This window comes from Chitinophaga qingshengii, from assembly GCF_014529935.1.
Lineage (GTDB): Bacteria > Bacteroidota > Bacteroidia > Chitinophagales > Chitinophagaceae > Chitinophaga > Chitinophaga qingshengii.
This window is the reverse complement of sequence record NZ_JACVFC010000003.1, coordinates 1,029,699-1,052,154: the sequence shown is the minus strand read 5'-3', so window position 1 is coordinate 1,052,154 and position 22,456 is coordinate 1,029,699. Positions and strand designations below refer to the sequence as shown.

Below are 22,456 nucleotides of genomic sequence, written 5' to 3'. Positions count from 1 at the left end.
AACGGTATGGGCTATACGGAATTACAAATCACAACGAATTTTAGTTTCCTCCGGGGGGCATCGCATCCGGAAGAGCTGGTGGAACAGGCCGTCAGCCTGGGATATAGCGCCATCGCTATAACAGATCATAATACACTGGCCGGTATTGTACGGGCGCATGTGGCGGCGAAAGAAAAAGGTATCCGGATTATTCCGGCTTGTCGTCTCGACTTGCAGGATGGTCCGCCATTACTCGCTTATCCCACGGACAGAGCGGCTTATGCCCGTTTGTCTGCCTTACTGTCTACCGGTAATCTCCGTACGGAAAAAGGTAAATGCGAACTGTATAAAAGAGATGTATACAAGTATGCGGCTGGGATCAAATTTGTGATGATACCGCCGGCAAGCCTGGATGGCGCCTTTGAGCTGGATGCGGCATTCAAAAAAGCGGCCCGGGAATACCGGCAATATTTCCGGTCGGAGTTATACATGGCCGCTTCCTGGTCGTACCGGGGCAGCGATGGTAAAAAACTATACCGCATTGCGCAACTGTGCGAGGAGCTGCATATTGCCATGGTAGCTACGAATGATGTATACTATCATCATCCCGAACGGCGGGAATTGCAGGACATCGTGACCTGTGTGCGTGAAAAATGCACGATCCATAATGCGGGTTATCGCTTGTATCAAAATGCAGAAAGATACCTGAAACCGATCCCGGAAATGCAGCGTTTATTCCGTCGTTATCCGGAGGCATTGGAAAAAGCGCAGGAAATAGCGGTGGCCTGCCGGTTTTCACTGGACAGCCTGGAATATGTATATCCCGAAGAAATTACTACCGAAGGCCGGACACCGCAGGAAGAGCTGGAAATGCTAACCTGGCAGGGAGCGGCGGAACGTTTTCCGGATGGTGTGCCGGAGAAAGTGGAGAAAACCATCCGGGAAGAACTTTCTTTTATGGCCCGGAAAAATTATGCAGCTTATTTTCTGACAGTATACGACCTGGTACGTTTTGCCAGGAGCCAGGATATTTTATGCCAGGGACGCGGCTCTGCGGCTAATTCGGTAGTGTGTTACTGTCTCGGTATTACGTCCATTAATCCGCAAACGGTGAACCTTTTGTTCGCCCGTTTTATGTCGGATGCCAGGGATGAAGCACCGGATATAGACGTTGACTTTGAACATGAACGCCGGGAAGAAGTGATTCAATATGTTTATGCCAAATATGGACGCGACAGGGCGGGCATTGTGGCTACTGTTACGCAGGTACACTGGAAAGGCGCTGTACGCGACGTAGGAAAGGCCATGGGTTTGTCGATGGATGCAGTAGACCATCTGGCGAAATCCGGATATGAACTTACGGAAGAATGGGAAGAAGGCAAAACAGTTACCAGTGAAGGTTTTAGCGCCAAAGACCCGATGTTGATGAAAACATTGGAGCTGACGGAACAGTTCATGGGCTTCCCGCGGCAACTTGGGCAGCATACCGGCGGATTCGTCATCACACAACATCAGCTCTCTGATCTGTGCCCTATCCTCAATGCCAGGATGGAAGGCCGCACCAATATTGAATGGAACAAGGATGATATAGAAGCACTTGGATTTCTCAAGGTAGATGTGCTGGCGCTGGGAATGCTGACCTGTATTCGTAAAGCGTTTGATCTGCTCCGGAAACATTATGGCCACCATTGTACTCTAGCCAATATTCCACAAAAAAAGAAGGTGTATGACATGATCTGCCGCGCAGATACTATCGGTGTGTTCCAGATCGAAAGCCGGGCACAAATGTCTATGCTGCCAAGGCTCAAACCCCGTGATTTTTACGACCTGGTGATTGAAGTCGCTATTGTAAGGCCGGGGCCTATTCAAGGTGACATGGTGCATCCTTATTTACGCAGACGAAATAAAGAAGAAGATCCGGTGTATCCCAAACCGGAATTAGAAGCAATTCTAAAGCGCACATTAGGCGTGCCGTTATTTCAGGAGCAAGCGATGGAAATAGCCATGGTAGCGGCCGATTTTACTGCTGCGGAAGCAGACGGTCTTCGCCGCAGTATGGCAACCTTTAAGGCTCCCGGACAGGTGGCAAAATGGCGGGAGAAGTTAATATCAGGAATGGTGAAAAAAGGGTATGAACTGGAGTTTGCGGAACGCATATTTAAACAACTGGAAGGATTCGGCTCTTATGGGTTTCCGGAAAGTCATGCCGCCAGTTTTGCACTACTGGTATATGTTTCCTCATGGATTAAATGTTATTTCCCTGATGTTTTTGCCTGTGCATTACTGAATAGCCAGCCAATGGGATTTTATGCCCCCTCGCAGATCGTGACCGATGCGCGGAACCATAAAGTGACCGTACTTCCGGTAGATGTAAATCGTTCTTACTGGGACAATTCTTTAGAAGAACGTAAAGGAGATTACTGGACATTGCGTCTCGGATTCCGCCAGGTAAAAGGACTGGCGCAGGAAGAAATGGAAAAACTGATAGCAGGTCGTACTATTGCTTACACGCACATTCACGGCATCATGGATACGGGCGTGTCTTTAAGTACCCTGGAACGATTGGCAGATGCAGACGCTTTCCGCTCTATGAAAATGGACCGGCGCCGTGCTTTGTGGGAAGTATCTGCCCTGGCCGACCGGCCACAGGTGCTGTTTGAAGGACAACCATCAGAGAGTGCCAGCGAAGCGGAAGTGAAGTTACCACTCATGACGCCTTCAGAACATGTAGTACAGGATTATGCTACCATGGCTTTATCGCTCAAGGCGCATCCGGTGAGTTTTGCCCGGCAGCAGTTATTTGCCCGGAATGTATTGTCCATACGGGAACTGGAACGGTGGCCTGATGGGACACCGTTGCGGGTAGCGGGTCTGGTACTGGTTCGCCAGCGGCCGGGAACGGCCAGTGGCATTTGTTTTATCACTATTGAAGATGAAACCGGCAGTGCTAACCTGGTAGCCTTTGAGAAAATATTCAAGCGTTTCCGCAAGGAAATTGTGACCTCCCGTTTGCTGATAGTAGAAGGAACCTTGCAGCGGGAAGGAAGTGTAACCCATGTCATCATTAAAAAATGTTATAACGGTAATGGTTTGCTCAATCAGCTTTCCCTGCCTACAGACCAGGAACAATTGATGAATGCCGCCTATCAGGGTGATGAGGCTAAAGCGCCTCCGGCTGGAAAGAAAACTGCTCCGAAAATGGTGCAGGCAGAGCTTTTCCCGGCGGGTAGAAATTTTAAATAGAAAATAATGCAACTGAAATTATTTGATGATGACCGGCAACTGATGCTCCCACAGGATTTGATGGAGTACTATCCGTCTTTTCTTAGCCGGGAAGAAAGTGATCAGTTATTACAAGTGCTGTTAAATACGGTGCCCTGGCAGCAAAGCAAAATCATGATGTACGAGAAGGAAGTACTGACACCGCGGCTGTCTGCCTGGTTCGGGAGTGAGCCGATACGGAACGGGGACCAGCGCCCCGTATTACCCTGGCCGGAAACGTTGCAGGTACTGAAAGCTAAAGTGGAGGCGCATACCGGCATGTTGTTCGATGGTGTATTGCTGAATTATTACCGGGATAACAACGATTCGGTAGCCTGGCATGCTGATAAGGACACGGTACCGGGATTAAAAACGGAGATCGCATCTATCAGCATAGGAGAGGAGCGGAATTTTGATTTCCGTCGTAAAGATAATCACCGCCATCGGTACACGATCCGGTTACAACACGGCTCATTACTGCTGATGAAAGGGGATTTGCAAAAGTATTGGGAACATCGGATCGCTAAAGCTGTGCAACCCATGAAAGCGAGGATCAACCTGACTTTCAGAAAGGTAGGAGCGGTTCAGGAACGCGCTTATTCATAAAAAAAGCGGACCCCTCATGGATGGTTGAGGCGTCCGCTATGAAAATCCGTTTGATATTTTATGGCAGAACTATTCTGTTGTGCTGGTTGTAAATTATTCCTTTCTCTTCATAAGCAAATTTATTCGGGAAAATACCTGGCTTCATAGGTATACTGATGACTTCTTCACCTGCCAGGTTCAGAAAATGCATCAACGCTTTGTAATGACTGTAATCACTACTATGGCCGGAAACTGTAGGGAAAATAATATAATCACTGGTCAGCAGCGGGGCAAACATCTCTATGTCGTATTGCCCCTGCACATGTTCAAAGTGCCGCTCCCAGCTTAGTTTTTGGGTTGACAGGTCAAAACATCTGATGGCCAGTGAATCATCGCTCCGTTTATTAACGACGATTAGTTTATTATTATAATAGCTGCATCCACCCACTTCTTTCTCACGGATTGTGCCGGTAGGTGCCTGTATGCTGGCTTTTTTCAAAAGTTTTCCGTCCGCCGTGTTCAGTGTGTATACGTCATACCGGGCGTCATACAATCTTACCACTACCGGTTCATTATTGTTGAAAAATGTGGAAGTGCCCGTCAACCAGTCACCCTGGCTGGTTTGCCATTGTAAGGTACCATCGGTGGCGCTATAACAGGACACGCTTGTTTTTTCAAATGAATAAATCCGGTTATTTACCCCCTTGGGGCGGGTACTCAAATTATCATTGATAGCGGAAGTCCATTGCTGCACACCATCCGATACCCGATAGGCTGTCAGGTGTTTATGATTGGCGGCATCCATTGTGCCCAATATCACCCGATCGTTTAATACCACTGGGGTAGTATTGAAATAGCTGTTTAAAGAACTGTTATCAACTTTGACAGACCATTTCTGTACGCCGGTAATTTTATCGAAACAATACAGCATGGCCGGTGTGGAGTTCTTATCTGTGGAAGCTGTAAAAAAGACCTGGTTGTTTTGTATTACTGGTTCGCTATATAATAAGGGAGCCGGCATAAACATCTGCCAGCGAAATAGCCATTTATTGCTGCCGTCCTTTTTACTGTATCCGGCAACAGCTGTGCTACTGCCATAATAAAAAAATGTGGAATCCAGTACCATAGCACTTCCCATTGATCCAAATAAAGTATAGTTACCGCTCTCCCATATAATGGAGCTGTCAACCACATTTATTTTATTCAGTGTAGAACCATAATCCACATATAATGCTCCCGATGGCCGGTTGGGAGTGGCAGGTATTGTAGGATCGGGTACGGGACTGGTTTCAGGCGCTGTTTCATTGGTTTTGGAGCAACTAAACATGCTTGTTACCAGCAGCAATAAAACGGTGCGCGTTACAATCGATGAATGCATTAAAATAACATTTAAGTATAAGGAATTGCGCTACAATGTATACAAAAAACAGATAATGTAATCGTGTGTAATATTTTAGAAAACAAAAAAGGACGTCCCATATGGAGACGTCCTTTTAAAATTTGTGACCGCGTCAGGATTCAAACCTGAAACCTTCTGATCCGTAGTCAGATGCTCTATTCAGTTGAGCTACGCAGCCGGTTTTTCTCTTTCGAGATTGCAAAGATAAGTAATTATTTTTATCTTAACAAATTATTTTTCAATTCTTTACATCTGCTACTTTTTAACAGGATGTTTCTATTGAGCTAAAAAAAACTGCAAAGCGTGTTGCAGCATTTTTTGTTGTGACCCTGTCAGGATTCAAACCTGAAACCTTCTGATCCGTAGTCAGATGCTCTATTCAATTGAGCTACAAGGCCATTTCCCCGTTTGGGATTGCAAATGTAGGATTAGTTTTTATTTAAACAAATTTTTTTGAAATATTTTTTGACAGTGACGAGCATGAATGTCGCTGATCTCCTTAATGGGACAGGGTTTGATGGAGAGTTCCGGTAGATGGAATTTCTAAAAAAAAGACGTTGGCCCATTGACGTTAGAACGGATTTTCGCGGCTGCTTTGCGAATATTGATCCGCCTCCGGCGGATGATAAACAGGGATGATAGATAAGGAAGATTGACGGATGTTTGTACTACCAAACACCTGTTTCCCATGAAGAAAACTTTCATTCTGATGGTATTGGCCATCCTGTGCAGCGCCTGGAAAATCTCCGCACAGGATACAGATACACGTATCCCCGAACTGTATGAAGGCAGCATAGATGACAAACTGCCGATTACCTTGTACCTGGTAGCTATTCCCGGCAATTGCGGTGGAGAACCCTATTACCAGGCTATTTACCGCTACGATAAAAAAGGTCCGGATCAATGGTTATTGCTGGAAGTACGCCATAACAGGTCCGGCCGGTATGCGCTGGTGGAGGAACGTTTCTCCGGCCTGATGATACTGCAGAAAAACGATAACGGATTCTCCGGCACGTGGATACATCCGAATGGCGTCATCCGGAAAAAGGTGGTGCTACGCAATAAACATCTTCCTAAAACAGATGTAAAAAAATACGAAAACTACCTCGATGCTGCACAACGGGAAACCGATGATTGTTAATACGGCTAATACTTTATTTTTACACCATGAAAACAAATGAAATCGTTGACCAATACTTAAAAGGCCTGGAAGAAAGGCTCTCCGCCGAAGATAAAGAGCAGTTTTCCTATACTTATGGCGCCACTGCCACACAGCTGGAAAGCCTGAAGGAACATTTTCCGGACTGCCCGGATGCCTTGCTGCAATTATTATCCCGCGTCAATGGCACCTACTGGCAGGAGTATGGCGACAAGAAAGTAGTTGTATTAATACTGGGTTCGGATGTGTACGAATACCCGTATTATCTCAAATCAATAGCGCAGATATTGGAAAAAAATACTTTTAAACAAAGCATCCATGAAATGTATGCCGGCTACCTGGATGAATTTCCGGATCTGATAGGAACTGGTATCAATCCGGATCTGAACATGAGCCGTTGGCTGTGTTTTTCTGATTGTATGAATAACGGCGGCACTTCCCGGCTGTTCCTGGACTTCGATCCGGCGCCCGGCGGCACCAAAGGCCAGGTGGTCCGTTTCCTGCATGATCCGGACAGCTTCAAAGTAATCGCCACCAGTTTTGAAGAATACCTGCAGAAACTGATGGAACATGACTATGACTTTATACAGCCGGAAGAAGAGGACGATGATGATGTTCTATCAACATAAATGACAGGAAGAGTATATAACCATCCGTACGAAAATGCTTTCAGAAGTTCCTCAAAAATGTTACCTTACATAGTAAGGAAACGGAAACCCAATGGAAGTTACAAAAAAGGTACAGTCAGATTATAACAGTATACTCCGGGCAAAACTATATTTCTTTTTTAGAAAAAGCCTGTGGTTGTATTTATTGGGCATGTTGTTGCTCGCTTATGAGCTTCCCCTGCCATCATGGGGGGTTATTCCTTCAGCAATTGTTTACTTTTTTGTTTTTGTGGTGCTGGTGCTGATACCAGTATATCATTTCAGTACAAAAATGCTGGAGAAAAAAATCGGTTTTGATGCTGTGATAACATTCAGTGAGCAAAATATCGTTATCCGGCATATTAATAAGGAATTGACAGAAATAAAACAGTGGGACTGGATAAAACAAATTAACCTGGCCCCAAACGCTGTTTGGCTTGTTACTGACCAATCCTTCCGCTTCGCTATCACTTTACCCAAAAATAAGCTGGATGAAAACGAATGGGAGTTTTTCAGCAGCATGAAAACAAAACTGTCAACCGGAAAAGCAGCCTAGAACATTAACAGGTTCCTGATTTCACCCAGGAAGAGACGCTTCTTCAGAAACTCGATTTTATTTTCTCCAAAGCGATACAACTGGCCAAAGCTATAGCCGGAGTCCTCATTCATATCATACAGCTGGCAAACAATCGCTTCAAAAGTGCCATCATTCAGCTTGATATTGTCTTTGTATACCAGTATGGCGGTGGTACTATCGGCCATATCTCCCAGCAGCTCTTCGGCTATCTCAAACATCTCTTCTTCGTCACGGGTTTTTATACGCTCAATTGTATCAAGCGTATCCCCGCACAGGATGAAAGGCTGAAAGTCCCGTTGTGACTGCAATTCATCGATCGCGATATTTTCCGCTTTTACAATGGCGGCTTGCAGCGATGGTGTAAGGTCAGTATATTCCATAATATGCGTTATTCCGTTACATTGTCCTGGATAGAAATATTCACCGGAATCTTCACTTCCTTTTTTGCGCCTCCCGGTGCTGTAAATTCACAAACGATATGTCCCTGCAGCTTTTCAAAATTTTTATTGAGGGTGATCTTCAAGCCTAAACTCTGATGTGGTGTATTATCATCACCGGTAATGCCGTATAGTTGAAGATGATCAGGCTTGCCGGTGTCAGGAAAAGTGAGCTGTTCGTTTTTTTCATTGGTCAGCGTGTACCCCTTGATGATATAAGTCACCCGGTTAGCAATATCATCGTCATTATTCATCAGCGTCCCACCATTTTTCCGATAAGCTGTCAACTGCGCTCCCGAAAGGGGAAACTTCGTTACAATATGAAACTGGGATGCTGGTTGCCGGTCCCGTTCCGTCTTATCGGTAATAGATACCGTCGCATTTTTACACAATTCGTTCAGGAAAGTTTGCATGTCGGCGTTATTGACGGTGGGGGATGACTGACAGGCCACAGCGAGTGGTAATGCTAACAATACAGTAGGGCTTATCCATGTCTTAATTTGATATTCCATGCAGCTATATATAATGGGTTATTAGGTGTATCCGGCACAATTTAATACACTTCCGCCAAACAAGGGTTAATATTATCGGGAAACGTTTAGTGGTGGGCCAGTTTCTGCTGAAGATTTTCTTTTCTTCTTTTCCAGGTCACCACCTGCGCGGGTTGATTTACCGGCATCCCTTTTTTATCGGTCAATCCGAGCGCCTTCACCAGTTCCCGGCTGATACTGGCGGCTTTCCGGTTCTGTTTGGCCCAGGCGGTTTGTTCGGCTTTCACATTGTCTTCATAGGCTTTAATGGCTTCGGTAATAATACTCATCTCTTTGCGGGGTGCTTTCTGTTTCCGGTAAAGTACCATCAGCCGGTTGTAGGCTGCTGCATTCAACGGATCTTTTTTTACAATATCCAGGTACTGTTGTATGGCCTTTTCGGTTTCATGCTGTTTTTCCAGTTGCAGGCCTTTTTCCATCAGGCTCTTATGTGATTCGCGAACCATGATAATATCGGTTTGGTGTATCCTGTTCACCACAAAAATGTGACCGTTATTGAAGGCCGGAAGTGTATAGTACTTGACTTCGTATTCCAGGATAATTATCCGCTATTGCCTTTATCCCAGCTGGAAAAATTTATCCAGGAGAAAAAACATCTGCCCGGTATGCCATCCGAAAAAGAGGTGATGGAAAAAGGCATAGAAGTGGGAGAGCAGCAGGCGCGTCTGCTGCAGAAAATTGAAGAGCTCACCTGCTATATTATTGCACAAAACAAAAAGCTGGAGGAACAGACACGCCTGCTCCAGGCACAGGAAGAACGGCTGAAAGCATTGGAACAAACCACCCGCTGACGCCCCTGTTTGCCAGCAAATTGTTAAAATCATTTCCCTGCAGTTTCGTGGCACAACTCTTGGCAGGCTACAGAATAAAACCTTTGTCACCATGAAAAAAATATTGATAGCGTCTACGATAGTGGGTACTGCTGCTGCAGGGGTGATTGTTTACCTGATCAGAAAAAGCAGGGCACGGATGCTCGACCGGTCTGCCGGCGTGCTGGAAGATGATGTACATACCCGGCAAAAATTATTCAGCGATAACCATCATCCGGTAGACCAGCCAGACGTTTACAGCAACGCGATGGGGTAGCGGAAAAAATATCCCGCATATGACCGGGGTCGCCAAAAAATGACTGCCGGTTTTTTATTTTTCCTTTTTTAAACGGCCTCCGGCTACGGATACGGCGGTTATTTTACACGAAATGGGATTTTTATCTACAACGATTAAAATAACCGTAATTTTGCGCCGGCATTTCGATGATGACCTGCCGTTGTTAACCACTTTTACCATGTGACTAAACTATCCGTTAAAATGAGACAGAAGATTTCCTGCTTTTTGATTGATGAACAACGCGATAACCGTAACCAGTTCTTTCTTGCGCTCGACCTGTTACAGGCAACGAAAGCCTGTATCTGCTTTGATAATGCTGCCCACGCGTTATCCTACGCTGCTCAACAGACCGGTAAACCGGACTACATCTTCCTGCATACCCGCCAACCCACGGTAGATGGCTGCCGCCAACTGGAAGAACTATTGCAATCCCCGCTGCTGGCAGATGTTCCGGTAGTCTTTTATGCTGCCTCCTTTAATCCGGAGGATATGACCCGCATGAAATTCCTCGGCGCTACCGACTGGATGGTAAAACCTTCCAATCTGCATGCCCTGCGGGACGGCCTGAAACTGATATTTGAAACAGTACGGCAAAGGCCTCAGCCACTTTCGCCAACACTGTCTGCTGCGGTATTGGTATAGTGTGCTGCCGGTAGCCGTGCAACGAGTTGTTCCTTTCATTAAATAACTGATGAGATGATGACACGTTTCCAACAACAAGGGGCATTGCTAAAAGACAATGGAGCATGTGAGTTCAGGGTATGGGCGCCTTTCAGAAAGAATGTGACGCTACTGCTGCTGGGTGGGGAAGATGTGGCCTACCCGCTCACCCCGGAAAAGAACGGCTACTGGACTACTACCGTAGAAAACGTGACCGCAGGCACACACTACTACTACCTGCTGGATGAACAGCTGCAACGGCCGGACCCCGCTTCCAGGCGCCAGGAAAGTAGCGTACACCACGCTTCCTGCGTGACAGATCCCAATAGTTTCGATTTCACTGACCAGGACTGGAAAGGCCTGTCACCGGAAAAATTGATTATCTACGAAATACATATCGGCGCCTTCACCCCGGAAGGAACTTTTCAGGCAGCCAGGGAAAGACTGCCCGCATTGGAAGCACTCGGTATCACTGCCATAGAACTGATGCCGGTAAGCCAGTTCTCCGGCGATCGCAACTGGGGCTATGACAGCGTTTACCCATTTGCGTTGCATAACCGCTACGGTACTACCGACGACTTTAAGGCACTGATTAACACTGCGCACCACCTCGGTATGGCGGTGATCCTGGATGTGGTATACTGTCGTACCGGCCCTGAAGGCAACTACCTGCCCGATTACGGTCCTTATTTCACCGAAAAATACCAAACGCACTGGGGGCCAGGTGTCAACTTCGACGACGCCTGGTGTGACCCGGTACGGGATTTTTATATCCAGAATGCACTCATGTGGCTGGACGAGTTCCATATAGACGGACTGCGGCTCGATGCCCTGGACACCTGTCAGGATAACAGCGCCCGACATTTTGCCTGGGAACTTGCGGACGCAGTGGCGGAACTGGAACAACAGACCGGGCGCCGTAAACTACTTATTACCGCTACCGATCGTAATGATCCCCGTTATACAAACCCTGTCGCCATCGGGGGATATGGCTTCACCGCCCAGTGGGCGGATGAATTCCATCATGCGCTGCATGCATTGCTGACGGGGGAAACACAGGGTTATTACGAGGACTTCGGACAGCTGTCCCACCTGGCGCAGGCGTTTACGCAGGCCTTTGTATATACCGGGCAGTATTCGCCCTACCGCAAACGGAAATTCGGGCGCCCGCTGCGGGACAACGATGCCAGGCATTTTATCGTTTTCTCACAAAATCATGAACAGGCCGGTAACAGGATGCTGGGAGAAAGACTCAGCGCCCTCGTTTCATTTGAAGCCCTGAAACTGGCTGCCGCCACCGTCATACTGTCTCCCTTTATTCCTTTGTTGTTTATGGGAGAAGAATATGGGGAGAAGAACCCCTTCCTGTTTTTTACATCCCATAGCGATCCCGACCTGGCAGAAAAAATTAAAAAAGACCGCAGCCGTGGATTCTCTGCCTTTTTTAATACCAGTAAATCCATTCCCGACCCTCAGCTGGAAGATACTTTCCGGCGCAGTTGCCTGCAATGGGATCAGACATTGCCCCCCAATGCCGCCATGCTGGCCTGTTATCGTTTCCTGATTGCTTTCCGGAAACACCGTCCCGCTATGCAAACCGGCGATCAGGCTTCTTTGCAGATTTATCCCGCAGGAGAACTACCCTTACTGATCATAAAACGAACCAGCGGGCAGGATGCGGTGTTGATATTATTGAATTTTGATAAGGCAGTGCAAACTTATCATCATATGGCCCCAACACCATTAAAGAAAATATTTGACTCCGCGCATGAAATGTGGAACGGTCCGGGTGTGAAAGCCGTTGATGAAGTACTGGAAAATGAACCGATTTTGCTACAGCCCTTTTCGGCTGTTGTATATGAAATGGCGCATCATGAGGAATGAGTTCTTTACCCCGGTAGCCACCTACCGTATCCAGTTTAACAAGGATTTTACCTTTACCGACCTGGAAAAGCAGCTCGACTACCTGCATCAGCTGGGTATTACCACTATTTATGCTTCGCCGGTTTTTGAAACCGCGCCTGGAAGCCACCATGGCTATGATATTACGAATCCCCGTGAGATCAACAGCGCCATCGGCTCCCTGGCCCATATGCGCCAATTACATGTTAAACTCCGCGGACTGGGAATGAGCTGGATACAGGACATCGTGCCTAATTACATGGCCTTCCATTGTAACAATGCCCGTCTCATGGATACGCTCGAAAGAGGAACAGCTTCTCCCTATTACAATTATTTCGATATCGACTGGCATCATCCTGATCCGGACCTGCATGGCAAACTCATGGTCCCCTTTCTCAAAAAAACGTTAAGGGAAACTATGGACGACGGCGGTATCCGCCTCAGCGGCAGCCGGCAGGGACTTAGCCTGGCAGCCGCAGGACAGTATTATCCGCTGTCTGCCCAAAGCTATAAATGGCTCCTGAATATCCTGCCCGCCGGTACGGACCCGGTAAAAGACTGGCTCACTGAAATGAAAACCAACGTCCTCCAGCGCCGCTCACTGCTGGATTGGGACGCCATGAAATCGCTGTTGAAACCGCCACGCAAACAGGCTTTCCAACCGCTGCTGAACCTGGTCAATAATAATACACCGCTGTTATACGAACTGCTGGACCTGCAGCACTATACTTTCACTGCCAGGAGTGAAGCCGATTTCCGTATCAATTACCGCCGCTTCCTGGGTGTTAATGAACACATCGCGCTGCGGATGGAAGATAAAGCGGTATTTGATGAATACCATGGTTTTCTGCACCGGCTATACCAGGAAGGCATCATCCAGGGCTTACGCATTGATCAGATTGATGGCCTGCTGGACCCGGCACAATATATTTACCACCTGCGCGAACTGTTCGGCAACAATTGTTATATCATTGCCGAAAAGATGCTGGCAGGTCATGAAACGCTGCCGGAAAGATGGGCTGTGCAGGGGAGTACCGGCTACGATTTTCTGGCCGGCGTTAGCCAGTTGCTGACCGACGCCGAAGGCATGGAAAAACTGGGACGTTTCTACCGTACCCAGTTCCCGGGTTTCTCTCAATATTCAAAACTGGCCCGCAGCAAAAAACAGCTGGTGCTGGAAAAACATATGAACGGAGAATGGGATAACCTGGTCCGGGAGGTATTCCGGTTGAAACTGGTGCTGCCGGAAACCGACAAAGGCCGTCTGAAAATGGCGATGGGCGATTTTATGGTATGTCTGCCTGAAAACCGTATCTATCCGGAAGGATGGCCTTTTTCACCTGCGGATGTGTTGCAGCTGGATAAGGCCGTGGAAGACGCCCTCCTGCGAAACCCCGCAACAGGTACGGCGCTGGAACTGATCCGCTCCTGGTGGGACGCTGATAAGAAGCAGCAGCAGGCGCAGGCTGCGTTAACGCTGCTGAAAAAAATCACACAGTTCGCCGGGCAGCTGTACCGGGAAGGCGTAGAGGAAACGTTGTTCTATGTGTACAATGCGTTGCTGTCGCACAACGAAACCGGCGACTCGCCGGTACAGCGCAAATTTACGCTGGAAAGTTTCCATGAACGCATGGCGGTACGGCAATACCTGTCACCCTTCTCCCTCAATACCACCGCCACACAGGATACCCGTTGGGGAGAAGATGCCCGCATCCGGCTCAACGCACTGACCATTATCCCGGATCTATGGATACAACAGGTAGAAGCATGGCACACCTCCAACCGGGAATACCTGACGCTGATAGAGGAAAAACCGGCGCCCGACCTGAACGATGAATACTTTATTTACCAGGCAATACTGGCGGGCATGCCCGTCTCAGGCGAAACAGATGAAGAATTTTCCGCACATATTACCGCTACCTTCCTGAAAACAGTGCGGGAAGCCAAAGTACACAGCAGCTGGCTGATGCCGGATACCGCCTATGAACTGGCCTGCCTGCAGTTCATAGAAAAAATTCTGGCACCCGGTGGCCCCTTTGTGGAAGGGATGCGACAGCTGGTAGAAAAACTGGGGACGCATGCCCACATTTTTTCGCTGGCGCAAACGCTGATTAAAATAACAGCGCCTGGTATACCGGATATTTATCAGGGTTGTGAACTATGGGATTTCAGTGCCGGCAACGGCGATGGCAGGCACCAGGTAAACTATACCCTGCGACGTAAATTACTGTTCTCCTGGCAGACAGAAGGGCATGCCGACGGCTGGCCGAGAGAACATTCCGGTACCAAAGCAGCCATAGGAAAGGAAAAACTCTACCTGATGAGTAAAGCGTTGCAACTCAGAAATACCCATTTGTCCCTTTTTATTCATGGAGAATATATCCCGCTGACCAGCGGTGAACGTAACAACCAGATTGCCTTTGCCCGTAAATACAGGCAGGACTGGTGCATTGTGGCTGCGCCATTACTGCCGTCGGCCCACCTGGGCAAACACAACCTGGCGCCATTGTCGCTGCCTGCCAACGCCCCGGTAAAATGGAAAAATGTTTTTACCGGCGAAATACTTATCGCGCAAAATGGACAATTATTATTGCCAGGTACCCATAATTGCCCAGTGGCATTGCTTTCTCCGGTGTTGGACCAGAAATTCCACCGCTGAAAAAAATATATTTTGTAATATTGTTTTAAAATTTGAACACTGTTCAATGTTTTTGTGTCGCAAAAAATAAAATCTATAGACGGAAACAATATTTGCGGATTTCATTCGTCTTCTCTGTTGATATTATCGTAAAATTTTTAAGTTTGTATGATCGCTCATCACCCTCTTTCATACGCTAATCACCGCCCAACAATATGAAACAACCCTCCGGAAAGGAAAAAAAGTCGCCTGGCATCTTTGGATTGTTACAACCATACAAAGGATTGATAGCCCTATTGGTGCTGTTTGCCTTATTGGGCAACAGTCTCAACCTGTGGCTGCCAAAAATCATCGGGAAAGCGATTGACGACTTCTCCCGCGGCATCTTTAACTATGAATCACTGACCATCAAATTTGGACTGGCCGCAATACTGATTTTCGTTTTTACCTATCTGCAGAACATCATCCAGACATATGCTTCGGAAAGAGTGGCTAAAAACCTGCGCACCCGGCTGGCGGAAAAAATATCCCGTCAAAGTTACGCCTGGATGGAACAGTCCAATCCTTCCCGCTTATTGACCAATCTCACGGCAGACGTGGATTCCATCAAACTGTTCGTGTCCCAGGCGATCGTTTCCCTGGTATCTTCGATATTCATCATTATCGGCGCCAGTATCCTGCTGCTCACGATTGATTGGAAACTGGCACTGGTAGTCATTGCCGCTATTCCGATCATGGGCGTCACTTTTTTCCTGGTATTAAAAAAGGTAAGAAGCCTGTTCATGAAAAGCCGGGAAGTGATGGACCGGCTCAATAAGGTCATCAACGAAAGTATCCTGGGCGCGGCGCTCATTAACGTAGTAAATGCCCAGCAACGCGAATATGAAAAATTCCTCGACGCCAATAGCAAAGCGCTGGACTTCGGATTGGCTATTCTGCGGTTGTTTGCCGGCCTTATCCCGGTGATCGTTTTTACGGCTAACATGACCGGTCTGGCTATCCTGGTACTGGGCGGCCGTTTTGTGATCAACGGCAGCATGACTATCGGTGATTTCGCAGCATTTAACAGCTACCTGACCTTGCTGATATTCCCCATCCTGGTGATCGGTTTTATGAGCAACGTGATAGCACAGGCCTCGGCTTCCTATCAGCGTATCAGCGTGGTGTTAAACTCTCCGGATATGCTGGAAACAGGCTCGCTTGTGAAACAACTCGAAGGGGATATCGTGTGCGATCACATCTCCCTGAATTATGGTGAAAAGCCTGTGCTGAAAGATATTTCGTTTCACGTAAAGGCCGGATCTAAAATAGCGATCATCGGTCCTACAGCAGCTGGTAAAACACAACTGCTGTACCTGCTGATGCGGCTTATCAAACCCAGTGAAGGCACTATCAAAGTCGACGGAGAAGATATTGCAGCCTACGAAAGCGAATCTTTCCACCAGCAGGTGGGATTTGTATTCCAGGACAGCGTGGTCTTTAACCTCAGCGTCCGTGAAAACATCGCCTTCAGTGATGTGGTGACGGATGCTTCCCTGGAAAAGGCGATTGTCACGGCAGAAGTGAAGGAGTTTACCGATCAGCTGCCGGAAAAACTCAGCACCATCGTTTCGGAACGGGGCACCAGCCTGTCCGGCGGACAGAAACAACGCCTGATGCTGGCCCGCGCCCTGGCACTGAACCCGAAAATATTGCTGCTGGACGATTTTACCGCGCGGGTAGACTCCCACACGGAACGGAAGATCCTGGCCAATGTACACCGGAATTATCCGGACCTGACGCTGGTATCTGTCACCCAGAAAATAGGCGCCGTCATGCATTATGATCAGATCATCCTGCTCATGCAGGGCGAAATGATCGCCGCCGGCACCCATGAAGAACTCATGGAGAAAAGCCCGGATTACGTACAGATTTTTAACTCCCAGCAAAGCACCAGCAACTATGAACTACAATCTTAATAAACCGGTTACAGGAAAAGGCGTGTCTAACTACACTGCCTTCAAAGGCCTGCTACGGCTGATTTCCCACGAAAAACAAAAACTGGCGGTCGCCTTGCTGGCTACTATCGGTAACTCCACGCTTAACCTGCTGGGACCACTACTCACCGCTTATGCGATCGACCATTATGTGATGCAGAAGCAGTACCATGGCGTGTTGGTGTATTCCGGTATCCTGCTATTGGTGTATTTAACTGCTTTCGGCATCAACTACCTGCAAACAAAACTCATGGGCACGGTGGGGCAACGTACGCTCTACACACTGCGTAATGCTGTCTTCCATAAACTGCAACAGCTGCCGGTGGCTTTCTTTAACCAAAACAAAGCGGGTGACCTGATTTCGCGGGTAAACAACGATACGGATAAACTCAACCAGTTTTTCTCCCAATCCCTCATGCAGTTCATGGGCAGCATTATTTCCATGACCGGCGCGGGTATTTTCCTGCTGGTATTAAATGTGAAACTGGGGGCTATCGCGCTGTTGCCGGCATTGTTATCACTGATTTTTACCAGGGTACTGTCACCCTGGGTGAAAAGAAAAAACGCACAGAACCTGAAAACGGTGGGTGGCTTAAGTGCAGAGATACAGGAAAGCCTGAGCAACTTCAAAGTGGTAGTGGCTTTCGGCCGCCGCGATTATTTCATGCAGCGGTTTAATGATGCCAATCAGAAGAACTATACTTCCGCTACCGCTATGGGTATCGCCAATAATATTTTTCTTCCTTTTTATAGTTTGATGTCCAGCATCGCGCAGCTGCTGATATTGGTGTATGGAATGTACCTCATCGGAACAGGTAATTTCACGGTCGGACTATTGGTCAGCTATATTGCCTACGCCAACTATTTCTACAGTCCCTTACGCCAGCTGGCAGCGCTCTGGGCCAACTTCCAGACGGCCATGGCAGGATGGGAACGTATCTCAGAATTGCTGGTGATGGAAAACAATATGGGTACCATCGAAGATCATAGGCGGCAGCAAAGCGCACCGCTGCTGGAAATGAAACAGGTACATTTTGGTTATTCCGAAGACCGCGAAATACTGCATAACATCAACCTTAGCCTGGAGAAAGGCAAAACATACGCCCTGGTAGGGCCTACCGGAGGTGGTAAAACCACCACGGCATCGCTGATCGCCCGGCTCTATGATCCGCTAAAAGGCAGCGTATTGCTCAACGGAAAAGATATACGCGCCTACGATGCGGCCGAACGTACCCGTCGTATTGGTTTTATCCTGCAAGACCCCATTCTGTTTACCGGCACCGTCAGGGAAAATATTCTCTATGGCAACGAAGAATACGAAAACTACAGCAACGAACAGCTGGAAGAAGTGCTCCGTACCGCCAACCTGGAGAAGCTATTGGGTCTCTTTGAACAAGGACTGGAAACACCGGTGCAGTCTGCCGGCGAAGGCGTAAGCCTGGGGCAGAAGCAGCTCATCGCCTTTATGCGGGCGGTATTACGTAAACCTGATCTGCTCATCCTGGATGAAGCCACCGCCAATATCGACACCGTCACCGAGAAACTGCTGGGTGAAATCCTGGATAAACTGCCCGCTGAAACCACCCGTGTTATCATTGCACACCGGCTCAATACCATCGAAAATGCGGATGAAATTTTCTTTGTGAACGATGGCGCTGTTACCAATGCCGGATCGTTCCACCAGGTAGTGGACCGGCTGCTGCATGGATCCAGACATTAATAGTAAAAATCGTATAGGTATAATCGTTAGGGCCAGCCGTATCGGTTGGCCTTATTGTTTTACCGCCGCGCCGCCACCTTTTTGCATCCCGTTCTTTTTCATTTATTTTTACAATATGATTTCCACCCTTATCCGTCAAAGTATCGATTGTCAATACCGGCAACATGCCCGGCATAATTTCTTCTACCCCGGAAACGACATCGCCTGGACGAACGTGACCCGCCGGCTGGCGACGGACGGTCTCCCGGAAGTGCTTGCCCTCCGGGATGCGGATAAGGCCGCCGCGGTGGTGGATTATCTGACTGCCGGCGCCCGTCGTACTTTTTGCAACGTAAACCAGTACCTCGATATGAGCGCTGCCAGTACTGCCGCTTTGCGGGAGATATATACGGCCCTGGTCACCGACGTTGTAAACGCCGCGGAATCCGGCCATATGCAGGAGTCCCGGCTGACTGCCAGGCATACCCGGCGTTTGCAGGGATGGTTACGCCGTACAAACCCCTTTTTTGAAACATTATATGCAGATGCGGGGCCTCAGTTGAAACCGGTGGTTTGTGCGGAATATGAGGCTGCTTTGCAGCTGAACGTACTGCGACTGGACCTTGCCATGCTGCAACAACCGGTGCTGGATCTCGGCTGCGGTTCGCAAGCCACGCTGGTACGGTGGTTGCGGCAACGAGGTATTGCTGCTTACGGAGTAGATCGTTTCATCGCTTCGCCGGAACCTTACCTGAAAACAGGTGACTGGCTTGACATCTCCCTGCCGCCAGGATACTGGGGCACTATTATTTCCAACCTTTCTTTCTCCAATCATTTTCTGCACCATCACTACCGGGATAGTCCGGACTGTACACGGTATGCGGCCAAATACCGGGAAATCCTGCAAGCGCTGAGGCCCGGAGGTAGTTATCATTATGCGCCTGCTTTGCCGATGGTGGAAACGTATTTGTCTCCCGAAGAATTTCAGTTACAGCGCATGCCGGTGACCGGACAATTTACGGGCAGTATTGTTACAAGGCTGCCTGCAGGGGCTTGATGAGTCCCTGTTGACGGGAATGGGCGATCGCTTCTTCACTGTGCTGAAAATAACAGCAGGGGATACCGAGTGCTTCCAGCTTTTGAGCTACAGTTATTACTTCCGGTTTTTTTTGATGACCCAGGTGGCGCAGGTACACGCTAATGATCCGCTGGGGGAAATGCCTTGCGATGGCTTCATAGATATAGGGGTCCTGTTGGGTATCATCTCCCAGCAGTATAAACGGCATATGGGGGTAACTTTCCAGTATACGCGTAATACGGGTGAATTTGGTATGGTGTTTTCCACGGCCCGTCTGCAACAGCTGTGAAAAATGTTTCAGTTGGTTGAGCAGATATACGCCTTGCGGTAACCGCCAGGCATTTGCAAATACCCGGATGTAATCATAGAGGTTCCATTCGCTGCTGGAAACATAAAAAAACGGGTTTGGAATGGCAGGTGAGCTATGTCCCTCGCTGAGCAGCTGGTAATGATGCACCACGCCTTTGAATGGTTTCCTGTTGCCGGGATTATGGGTGAGCATAACCCATATTTTTTTGAACAAACGTTCCGAATGGGAAATCAGGAAGGTATCGTCTATATCGGAGATACAACCATATTGGGTGCGGTGCGGAATATATACTTCACCGGTTCCTTCCGCGATAAATTGGTTATTTTGTATGTGCGTCACCGTTACAGCATGCCAACCGGCGGCAGTAGGATATTCAGGTTTCCATTGAAAATGAAAAAAGCCGTCATCCGCTGTTTGGGTATGGATTGTTTTGCCCTGCCACTGCAATTGTACTATAGCATAAGGTGTAGGCTGCACCATAAAAAGGCGGAGCATTGCCCAGATATTGCCCAGCAGGCGATAACGGGTACGGGCCTCCGGAGCGGGACTGCGTGACAGTACATGCCCGAATACCTGTAGCTCGCCGCTATGGCCGTATCCACGGTAAACTTTTACAACGGTGCTGGTGTTGATACCGATACGCGCCCACCATGGCGAGGTGCGGTTTTTTTTTGCGGCGTCATATTTGTGTTTGCCGGTTGAATGCATATCAGCTACTGGAAATGGAAAAGAAGTTAAGATTATTATTTGTCATTAATCCTGCATCGGGAGCTGCCCGGAAAGTTGCTCCGCAAGAAGTAGTCCAACGTTTTTTGGCGTACCACGCCGGGGTGATGGGGGAGTTGTTGTTGCTCACGGGGCACCCGGCCGATGATGACGCCCGTCTGCGGCAACTGCTGCAACAAGGAGGGTGGAATGGGGTGGTTGCTGCCGGTGGTGATGGTACGGTGAAGATGGTGGCTACCTGTTTATTGCATACGGATATCCCGTTAGGCATTCTGCCGGCGGGATCTGCTAATGGCATGGCGCGGGACCTGTGTATTCCCGAATCCTGGGAAGCGGCCCTGGACCTGGTATTACAGGCGCATGTCCGTAAAATAGATGTGATTCAGATCAATGGGCGGGAAATTTCCATTCACCTGAGTGATATCGGGCTCAATGCGTTGCTGGTAAAGTATTTTCAGCAGTCGGGGGTACGGGGTATGGCCGGATATGCCCGGATGGTGGTCAAAACGTTCTGGTACCGGCAACGGTTTGCCGTGGAAATAGACAACGGAGCTGACCAGGTAAAGCGGGAGGCTTTTATGATTGTATTGGCTAATGCCGGCAAATACGGTACAGGGGCCTGCATCAACCCTGTCAGTGACCTCAGTGACGGTATTTTTGAGGTGGTGCTGATTAAACAGCTTTCGCTGCTGGAAACACTGAAGATGTTGTTTATCCGTCGCCCGTTTAATCCGCATAAAACGGAGATTATCCGGGCCCGGAAAGTATATATCCATACCCCTAAAAAAGCGGAATTTCAGATCGATGGTGAATATATGGGTAAGGTAACCACGGTGGCAGCGGAGATAATACCACGTTCCCTGGCAGTTTTTGTGCCGGCGCAGGGGTCATAGGGTTAGCTCATCGCGGCTGAGGGCATGAAAGAGGTTTTGTAACTGATGTACATGCACCAGCGGGCGGCCATAGGGCACAAATCCGTCGGCGGATTCCGTGACGGGCTGGAAACAGCCGTTTTCATGCCGGATATGGAGGCTATTGAGCCGGTTGTATTTCAGGGAGTAGATGTTTTCATCTTCCCCTTCCTCCCGTACGCCGCGGATAAAGTCGAATTTAATCAGTTGATAGAGGTCCAGTAGCACCGGGTTGGCTTTTTCGCAGGATATTTTACTGCGTGGCAGGCCGGAATTGTAGATATAACCATTCAGAATCCCTTCCACCACAAACACGGATTCCTCCATATTGTAGTCAAAATAAGACACATAATTGCCAATCCTGATATCTGCTTCGTCAATCATAGGACTCTTGTTTTACGCCAGATGAAGCAATACCAGGGTAACCAGGGCAGGTAATGCCTGCACCAGGAATATCTTTTTCTCTGCTGTGAGCGCGCCGTAAATACCAGCTACCGCTACACAGCCGAGAAAAAAGACTGCCGTATGCCGTGCCCATTCCGGGTCGGAAATTAGCAACGACCAACACAAACCTGCCGCCAGGAAGCCATTGTACAGGCCCTGGTTGGCAGCGAGTGGTTTGGTGGCAGGGAAAAGTGCTTTGGGGAATTTCTGGAAGATTTTAGGCCCTTTCGTGGTCCAGGCAAACATTTCGAACCACATAATGTAGAGGTGTTCCAGCATTACAAAAGCGATCAGGAACTTGGCCAGTACTAACATAACCTTAGATTTGATGGTTATGCTAAATATAAGAAGAATTATGACGAATTGCGGATGACGAATGGTGAATTTTGAGCTGAGAATCTTCTTCACGA

At 48.3% G+C, this 22,456-nt stretch carries 21 protein-coding genes and 2 tRNA genes; 14 read left to right on the top strand and 9 right to left on the bottom strand.

The window, feature by feature from the left end; translation table 11 throughout:
• Positions 1-6: 6 nt before the first annotated feature.
• Both ICL07_RS24130 and ICL07_RS24125 read left to right on the top strand, forming a co-directional pair.
• Positions 7-3,222 (top strand): error-prone DNA polymerase, encoded by a 3,216-nt coding sequence (locus ICL07_RS24130; RefSeq protein WP_188090595.1) that lies wholly within the window; start codon positions 7-9, stop codon positions 3,220-3,222.
• Between the two features lie 6 nt (positions 3,223-3,228).
• Positions 3,229-3,846, top strand: a complete 618-nt coding sequence (locus ICL07_RS24125; protein ID WP_188090594.1) for an alpha-ketoglutarate-dependent dioxygenase AlkB family protein — start codon at positions 3,229-3,231, stop codon at positions 3,844-3,846.
• Positions 3,847-3,904: 58 nt separating this feature from the next.
• Here the strand turns inward: ICL07_RS24125 and ICL07_RS24120 are convergent, their stop codons facing one another.
• The 3 genes from ICL07_RS24120 to ICL07_RS24110 form a co-directional block, all read right to left on the bottom strand.
• Complete coding sequence (locus tag ICL07_RS24120; protein ID WP_188090593.1) at positions 3,905-5,203, bottom strand: outer membrane protein assembly factor BamB family protein; 1,299 nt, start codon at positions 5,201-5,203, stop codon at positions 3,905-3,907.
• Between the two features lie 125 nt (positions 5,204-5,328).
• A tRNA-Arg gene (locus tag ICL07_RS24115) sits at positions 5,329-5,402 on the bottom strand.
• Positions 5,403-5,548: 146 nt separating this feature from the next.
• Positions 5,549-5,622, bottom strand: a tRNA-Arg gene (locus ICL07_RS24110).
• A gap of 290 nt (positions 5,623-5,912) precedes the next feature.
• Between ICL07_RS24110 and ICL07_RS24105 the strand changes: the two genes are divergently transcribed.
• The 3 genes from ICL07_RS24105 to ICL07_RS24095 all read left to right on the top strand — a co-directional run bounded on the left by ICL07_RS24105 (position 5,913) and on the right by ICL07_RS24095 (position 7,586).
• Positions 5,913-6,365: a hypothetical protein gene (locus tag ICL07_RS24105; protein WP_188090592.1), complete on the top strand. Its 453-nt coding sequence runs from the start codon at positions 5,913-5,915 to the stop codon at positions 6,363-6,365.
• 26 nt (positions 6,366-6,391) lie between these two features.
• Entirely contained in the window at positions 6,392-7,012 is a 621-nt protein-coding gene (locus ICL07_RS24100) for an SMI1/KNR4 family protein (RefSeq protein ID WP_188090591.1), read from the top strand.
• A 91-nt stretch (positions 7,013-7,103) separates the two neighbouring features.
• Entirely contained in the window at positions 7,104-7,586 is a 483-nt protein-coding gene (locus tag ICL07_RS24095) for a hypothetical protein (protein ID WP_188090590.1), read from the top strand.
• Here ICL07_RS24095 and ICL07_RS24090 read toward each other — a convergent pair.
• The 3 genes from ICL07_RS24090 to ICL07_RS24080 form a co-directional block, all read right to left on the bottom strand.
• Positions 7,583-7,987, bottom strand: coding sequence for a hypothetical protein (locus ICL07_RS24090; RefSeq protein ID WP_188090589.1), 405 nt, complete (start codon positions 7,985-7,987; stop codon positions 7,583-7,585). The two genes, ICL07_RS24095 and ICL07_RS24090, sit on opposite strands and share 4 nt — an antisense overlap.
• Positions 7,988-7,995: 8 nt before the next feature.
• The gene (locus ICL07_RS24085; protein WP_188090588.1) at positions 7,996-8,556 is read right to left on the bottom strand and encodes a hypothetical protein; all 561 of its coding nucleotides are present in this window, start codon (positions 8,554-8,556) and stop codon (positions 7,996-7,998) included.
• 86 nt (positions 8,557-8,642) lie between these two features.
• Positions 8,643-9,041, bottom strand: coding sequence for a tetratricopeptide repeat protein (locus tag ICL07_RS24080; RefSeq protein ID WP_188090587.1), 399 nt, complete (start codon positions 9,039-9,041; stop codon positions 8,643-8,645).
• A gap of 39 nt (positions 9,042-9,080) precedes the next feature.
• On the opposite strand from ICL07_RS24080, the gene ICL07_RS24075 reads away from it, so the two are divergent.
• The 8 genes from ICL07_RS24075 (at position 9,081) to ICL07_RS24040 (ending at position 19,634) form a co-directional block, all read left to right on the top strand.
• On the top strand, positions 9,081-9,386 hold the full coding sequence (locus tag ICL07_RS24075) for a hypothetical protein (RefSeq protein ID WP_188090586.1): 306 nt from the start codon (positions 9,081-9,083) through the stop codon (positions 9,384-9,386).
• Positions 9,387-9,477: 91 nt separating this feature from the next.
• On the top strand, positions 9,478-9,681 hold the full coding sequence (locus ICL07_RS24070; RefSeq protein WP_188090585.1) for a hypothetical protein: 204 nt from the start codon (positions 9,478-9,480) through the stop codon (positions 9,679-9,681).
• Between the two features lie 222 nt (positions 9,682-9,903).
• Entirely contained in the window at positions 9,904-10,344 is a 441-nt protein-coding gene (locus ICL07_RS24065) for a response regulator (RefSeq protein ID WP_188090584.1), read from the top strand.
• A gap of 54 nt (positions 10,345-10,398) precedes the next feature.
• The gene (treZ, locus tag ICL07_RS24060; protein WP_188090583.1) at positions 10,399-12,246 is read left to right on the top strand and encodes a malto-oligosyltrehalose trehalohydrolase; all 1,848 of its coding nucleotides are present in this window, start codon (positions 10,399-10,401) and stop codon (positions 12,244-12,246) included.
• On the top strand, positions 12,236-14,923 hold the full coding sequence (treY, locus tag ICL07_RS24055) for a malto-oligosyltrehalose synthase (RefSeq protein WP_188090582.1): 2,688 nt from the start codon (positions 12,236-12,238) through the stop codon (positions 14,921-14,923). The genes treZ and treY overlap by 11 nt, the downstream gene beginning before the upstream one ends.
• Positions 14,924-15,117: 194 nt before the next feature.
• Positions 15,118-16,860 (top strand): ABC transporter ATP-binding protein, encoded by a 1,743-nt coding sequence (locus ICL07_RS24050; protein ID WP_188090581.1) that lies wholly within the window; start codon positions 15,118-15,120, stop codon positions 16,858-16,860.
• Positions 16,844-18,598 (top strand): ABC transporter ATP-binding protein, encoded by a 1,755-nt coding sequence (locus ICL07_RS24045; RefSeq protein ID WP_188090580.1) that lies wholly within the window; start codon positions 16,844-16,846, stop codon positions 18,596-18,598. Before ICL07_RS24050 ends, ICL07_RS24045 begins: the two co-directional genes overlap by 17 nt.
• 115 nt (positions 18,599-18,713) lie before the next feature.
• The gene (locus tag ICL07_RS24040) at positions 18,714-19,634 is read left to right on the top strand and encodes a class I SAM-dependent methyltransferase (protein ID WP_188090579.1); all 921 of its coding nucleotides are present in this window, start codon (positions 18,714-18,716) and stop codon (positions 19,632-19,634) included.
• On the opposite strand, the gene ICL07_RS24035 is transcribed toward ICL07_RS24040, so the two are convergent.
• Positions 19,609-20,673, bottom strand: a complete 1,065-nt coding sequence (locus tag ICL07_RS24035; protein WP_188090578.1) for an App1 family protein phosphatidate phosphatase — start codon at positions 20,671-20,673, stop codon at positions 19,609-19,611. The genes ICL07_RS24040 and ICL07_RS24035 overlap by 26 nt on opposite strands.
• A gap of 14 nt (positions 20,674-20,687) precedes the next feature.
• Here ICL07_RS24035 and ICL07_RS24030 point away from each other — a divergent pair, with 14 nt between their 5' ends.
• Positions 20,688-21,584, top strand: coding sequence for a diacylglycerol/lipid kinase family protein (locus tag ICL07_RS24030; RefSeq protein ID WP_188090577.1), 897 nt, complete (start codon positions 20,688-20,690; stop codon positions 21,582-21,584).
• Here the strand turns inward: ICL07_RS24030 and ICL07_RS24025 are convergent.
• Both ICL07_RS24025 and ICL07_RS24020 read right to left on the bottom strand, forming a co-directional pair.
• On the bottom strand, positions 21,579-21,986 hold the full coding sequence (locus ICL07_RS24025) for a hypothetical protein (RefSeq protein ID WP_188090576.1): 408 nt from the start codon (positions 21,984-21,986) through the stop codon (positions 21,579-21,581). The two genes, ICL07_RS24030 and ICL07_RS24025, sit on opposite strands and share 6 nt — an antisense overlap.
• Before the next feature lie 12 nt (positions 21,987-21,998).
• On the bottom strand, positions 21,999-22,361 hold the full coding sequence (locus ICL07_RS24020; RefSeq protein ID WP_188090575.1) for a DUF1304 domain-containing protein: 363 nt from the start codon (positions 22,359-22,361) through the stop codon (positions 21,999-22,001).
• Positions 22,362-22,456: the final 95 nt, after the last annotated feature.

What these genes read in the sequence shown, in the direction of transcription:
- ICL07_RS24040 (WP_188090579.1), top strand. Translation starts at nt 18,714, where the DNA reads ATGATTTCCACCCTTATCCGTCAAAGTATCGATTGTCAATACCGGCAA.
- ICL07_RS24065 (WP_188090584.1), top strand. Translation starts at nt 9,904, where the DNA reads ATGAGACAGAAGATTTCCTGCTTTTTGATTGATGAACAACGCGATAAC.
- ICL07_RS24045 (WP_188090580.1), top strand. Translation starts at nt 16,844, where the DNA reads ATGAACTACAATCTTAATAAACCGGTTACAGGAAAAGGCGTGTCTAAC.
- ICL07_RS24125 (WP_188090594.1), top strand. Translation starts at nt 3,229, where the DNA reads ATGCAACTGAAATTATTTGATGATGACCGGCAACTGATGCTCCCACAG.
- ICL07_RS24090 (WP_188090589.1), bottom strand. Translation starts at nt 7,987, where the DNA reads ATGGAATATACTGACCTTACACCATCGCTGCAAGCCGCCATTGTAAAA.
- ICL07_RS24070 (WP_188090585.1), top strand. Translation starts at nt 9,478, where the DNA reads ATGAAAAAAATATTGATAGCGTCTACGATAGTGGGTACTGCTGCTGCA.
- ICL07_RS24050 (WP_188090581.1), top strand. Translation starts at nt 15,118, where the DNA reads ATGAAACAACCCTCCGGAAAGGAAAAAAAGTCGCCTGGCATCTTTGGA.
- ICL07_RS24130 (WP_188090595.1), top strand. Translation starts at nt 7, where the DNA reads ATGGGCTATACGGAATTACAAATCACAACGAATTTTAGTTTCCTCCGG.
- ICL07_RS24030 (WP_188090577.1), top strand. Translation starts at nt 20,688, where the DNA reads ATGGAAAAGAAGTTAAGATTATTATTTGTCATTAATCCTGCATCGGGA.
- ICL07_RS24100 (WP_188090591.1), top strand. Translation starts at nt 6,392, where the DNA reads ATGAAAACAAATGAAATCGTTGACCAATACTTAAAAGGCCTGGAAGAA.
- ICL07_RS24085 (WP_188090588.1), bottom strand. Translation starts at nt 8,556, where the DNA reads ATGGAATATCAAATTAAGACATGGATAAGCCCTACTGTATTGTTAGCA.
- treZ (WP_188090583.1), top strand. Translation starts at nt 10,399, where the DNA reads ATGATGACACGTTTCCAACAACAAGGGGCATTGCTAAAAGACAATGGA.
- ICL07_RS24025 (WP_188090576.1), bottom strand. Translation starts at nt 21,986, where the DNA reads ATGATTGACGAAGCAGATATCAGGATTGGCAATTATGTGTCTTATTTT.
- ICL07_RS24105 (WP_188090592.1), top strand. Translation starts at nt 5,913, where the DNA reads ATGAAGAAAACTTTCATTCTGATGGTATTGGCCATCCTGTGCAGCGCC.
- ICL07_RS24120 (WP_188090593.1), bottom strand. Translation starts at nt 5,203, where the DNA reads ATGCATTCATCGATTGTAACGCGCACCGTTTTATTGCTGCTGGTAACA.
- treY (WP_188090582.1), top strand. Translation starts at nt 12,236, where the DNA reads ATGAGGAATGAGTTCTTTACCCCGGTAGCCACCTACCGTATCCAGTTT.
- ICL07_RS24095 (WP_188090590.1), top strand. Translation starts at nt 7,104, where the DNA reads ATGGAAGTTACAAAAAAGGTACAGTCAGATTATAACAGTATACTCCGG.
- ICL07_RS24080 (WP_188090587.1), bottom strand. Translation starts at nt 9,041, where the DNA reads ATGGTTCGCGAATCACATAAGAGCCTGATGGAAAAAGGCCTGCAACTG.
- ICL07_RS24035 (WP_188090578.1), bottom strand. Translation starts at nt 20,673, where the DNA reads ATGCATTCAACCGGCAAACACAAATATGACGCCGCAAAAAAAAACCGC.
- ICL07_RS24020 (WP_188090575.1), bottom strand. Translation starts at nt 22,361, where the DNA reads ATGTTAGTACTGGCCAAGTTCCTGATCGCTTTTGTAATGCTGGAACAC.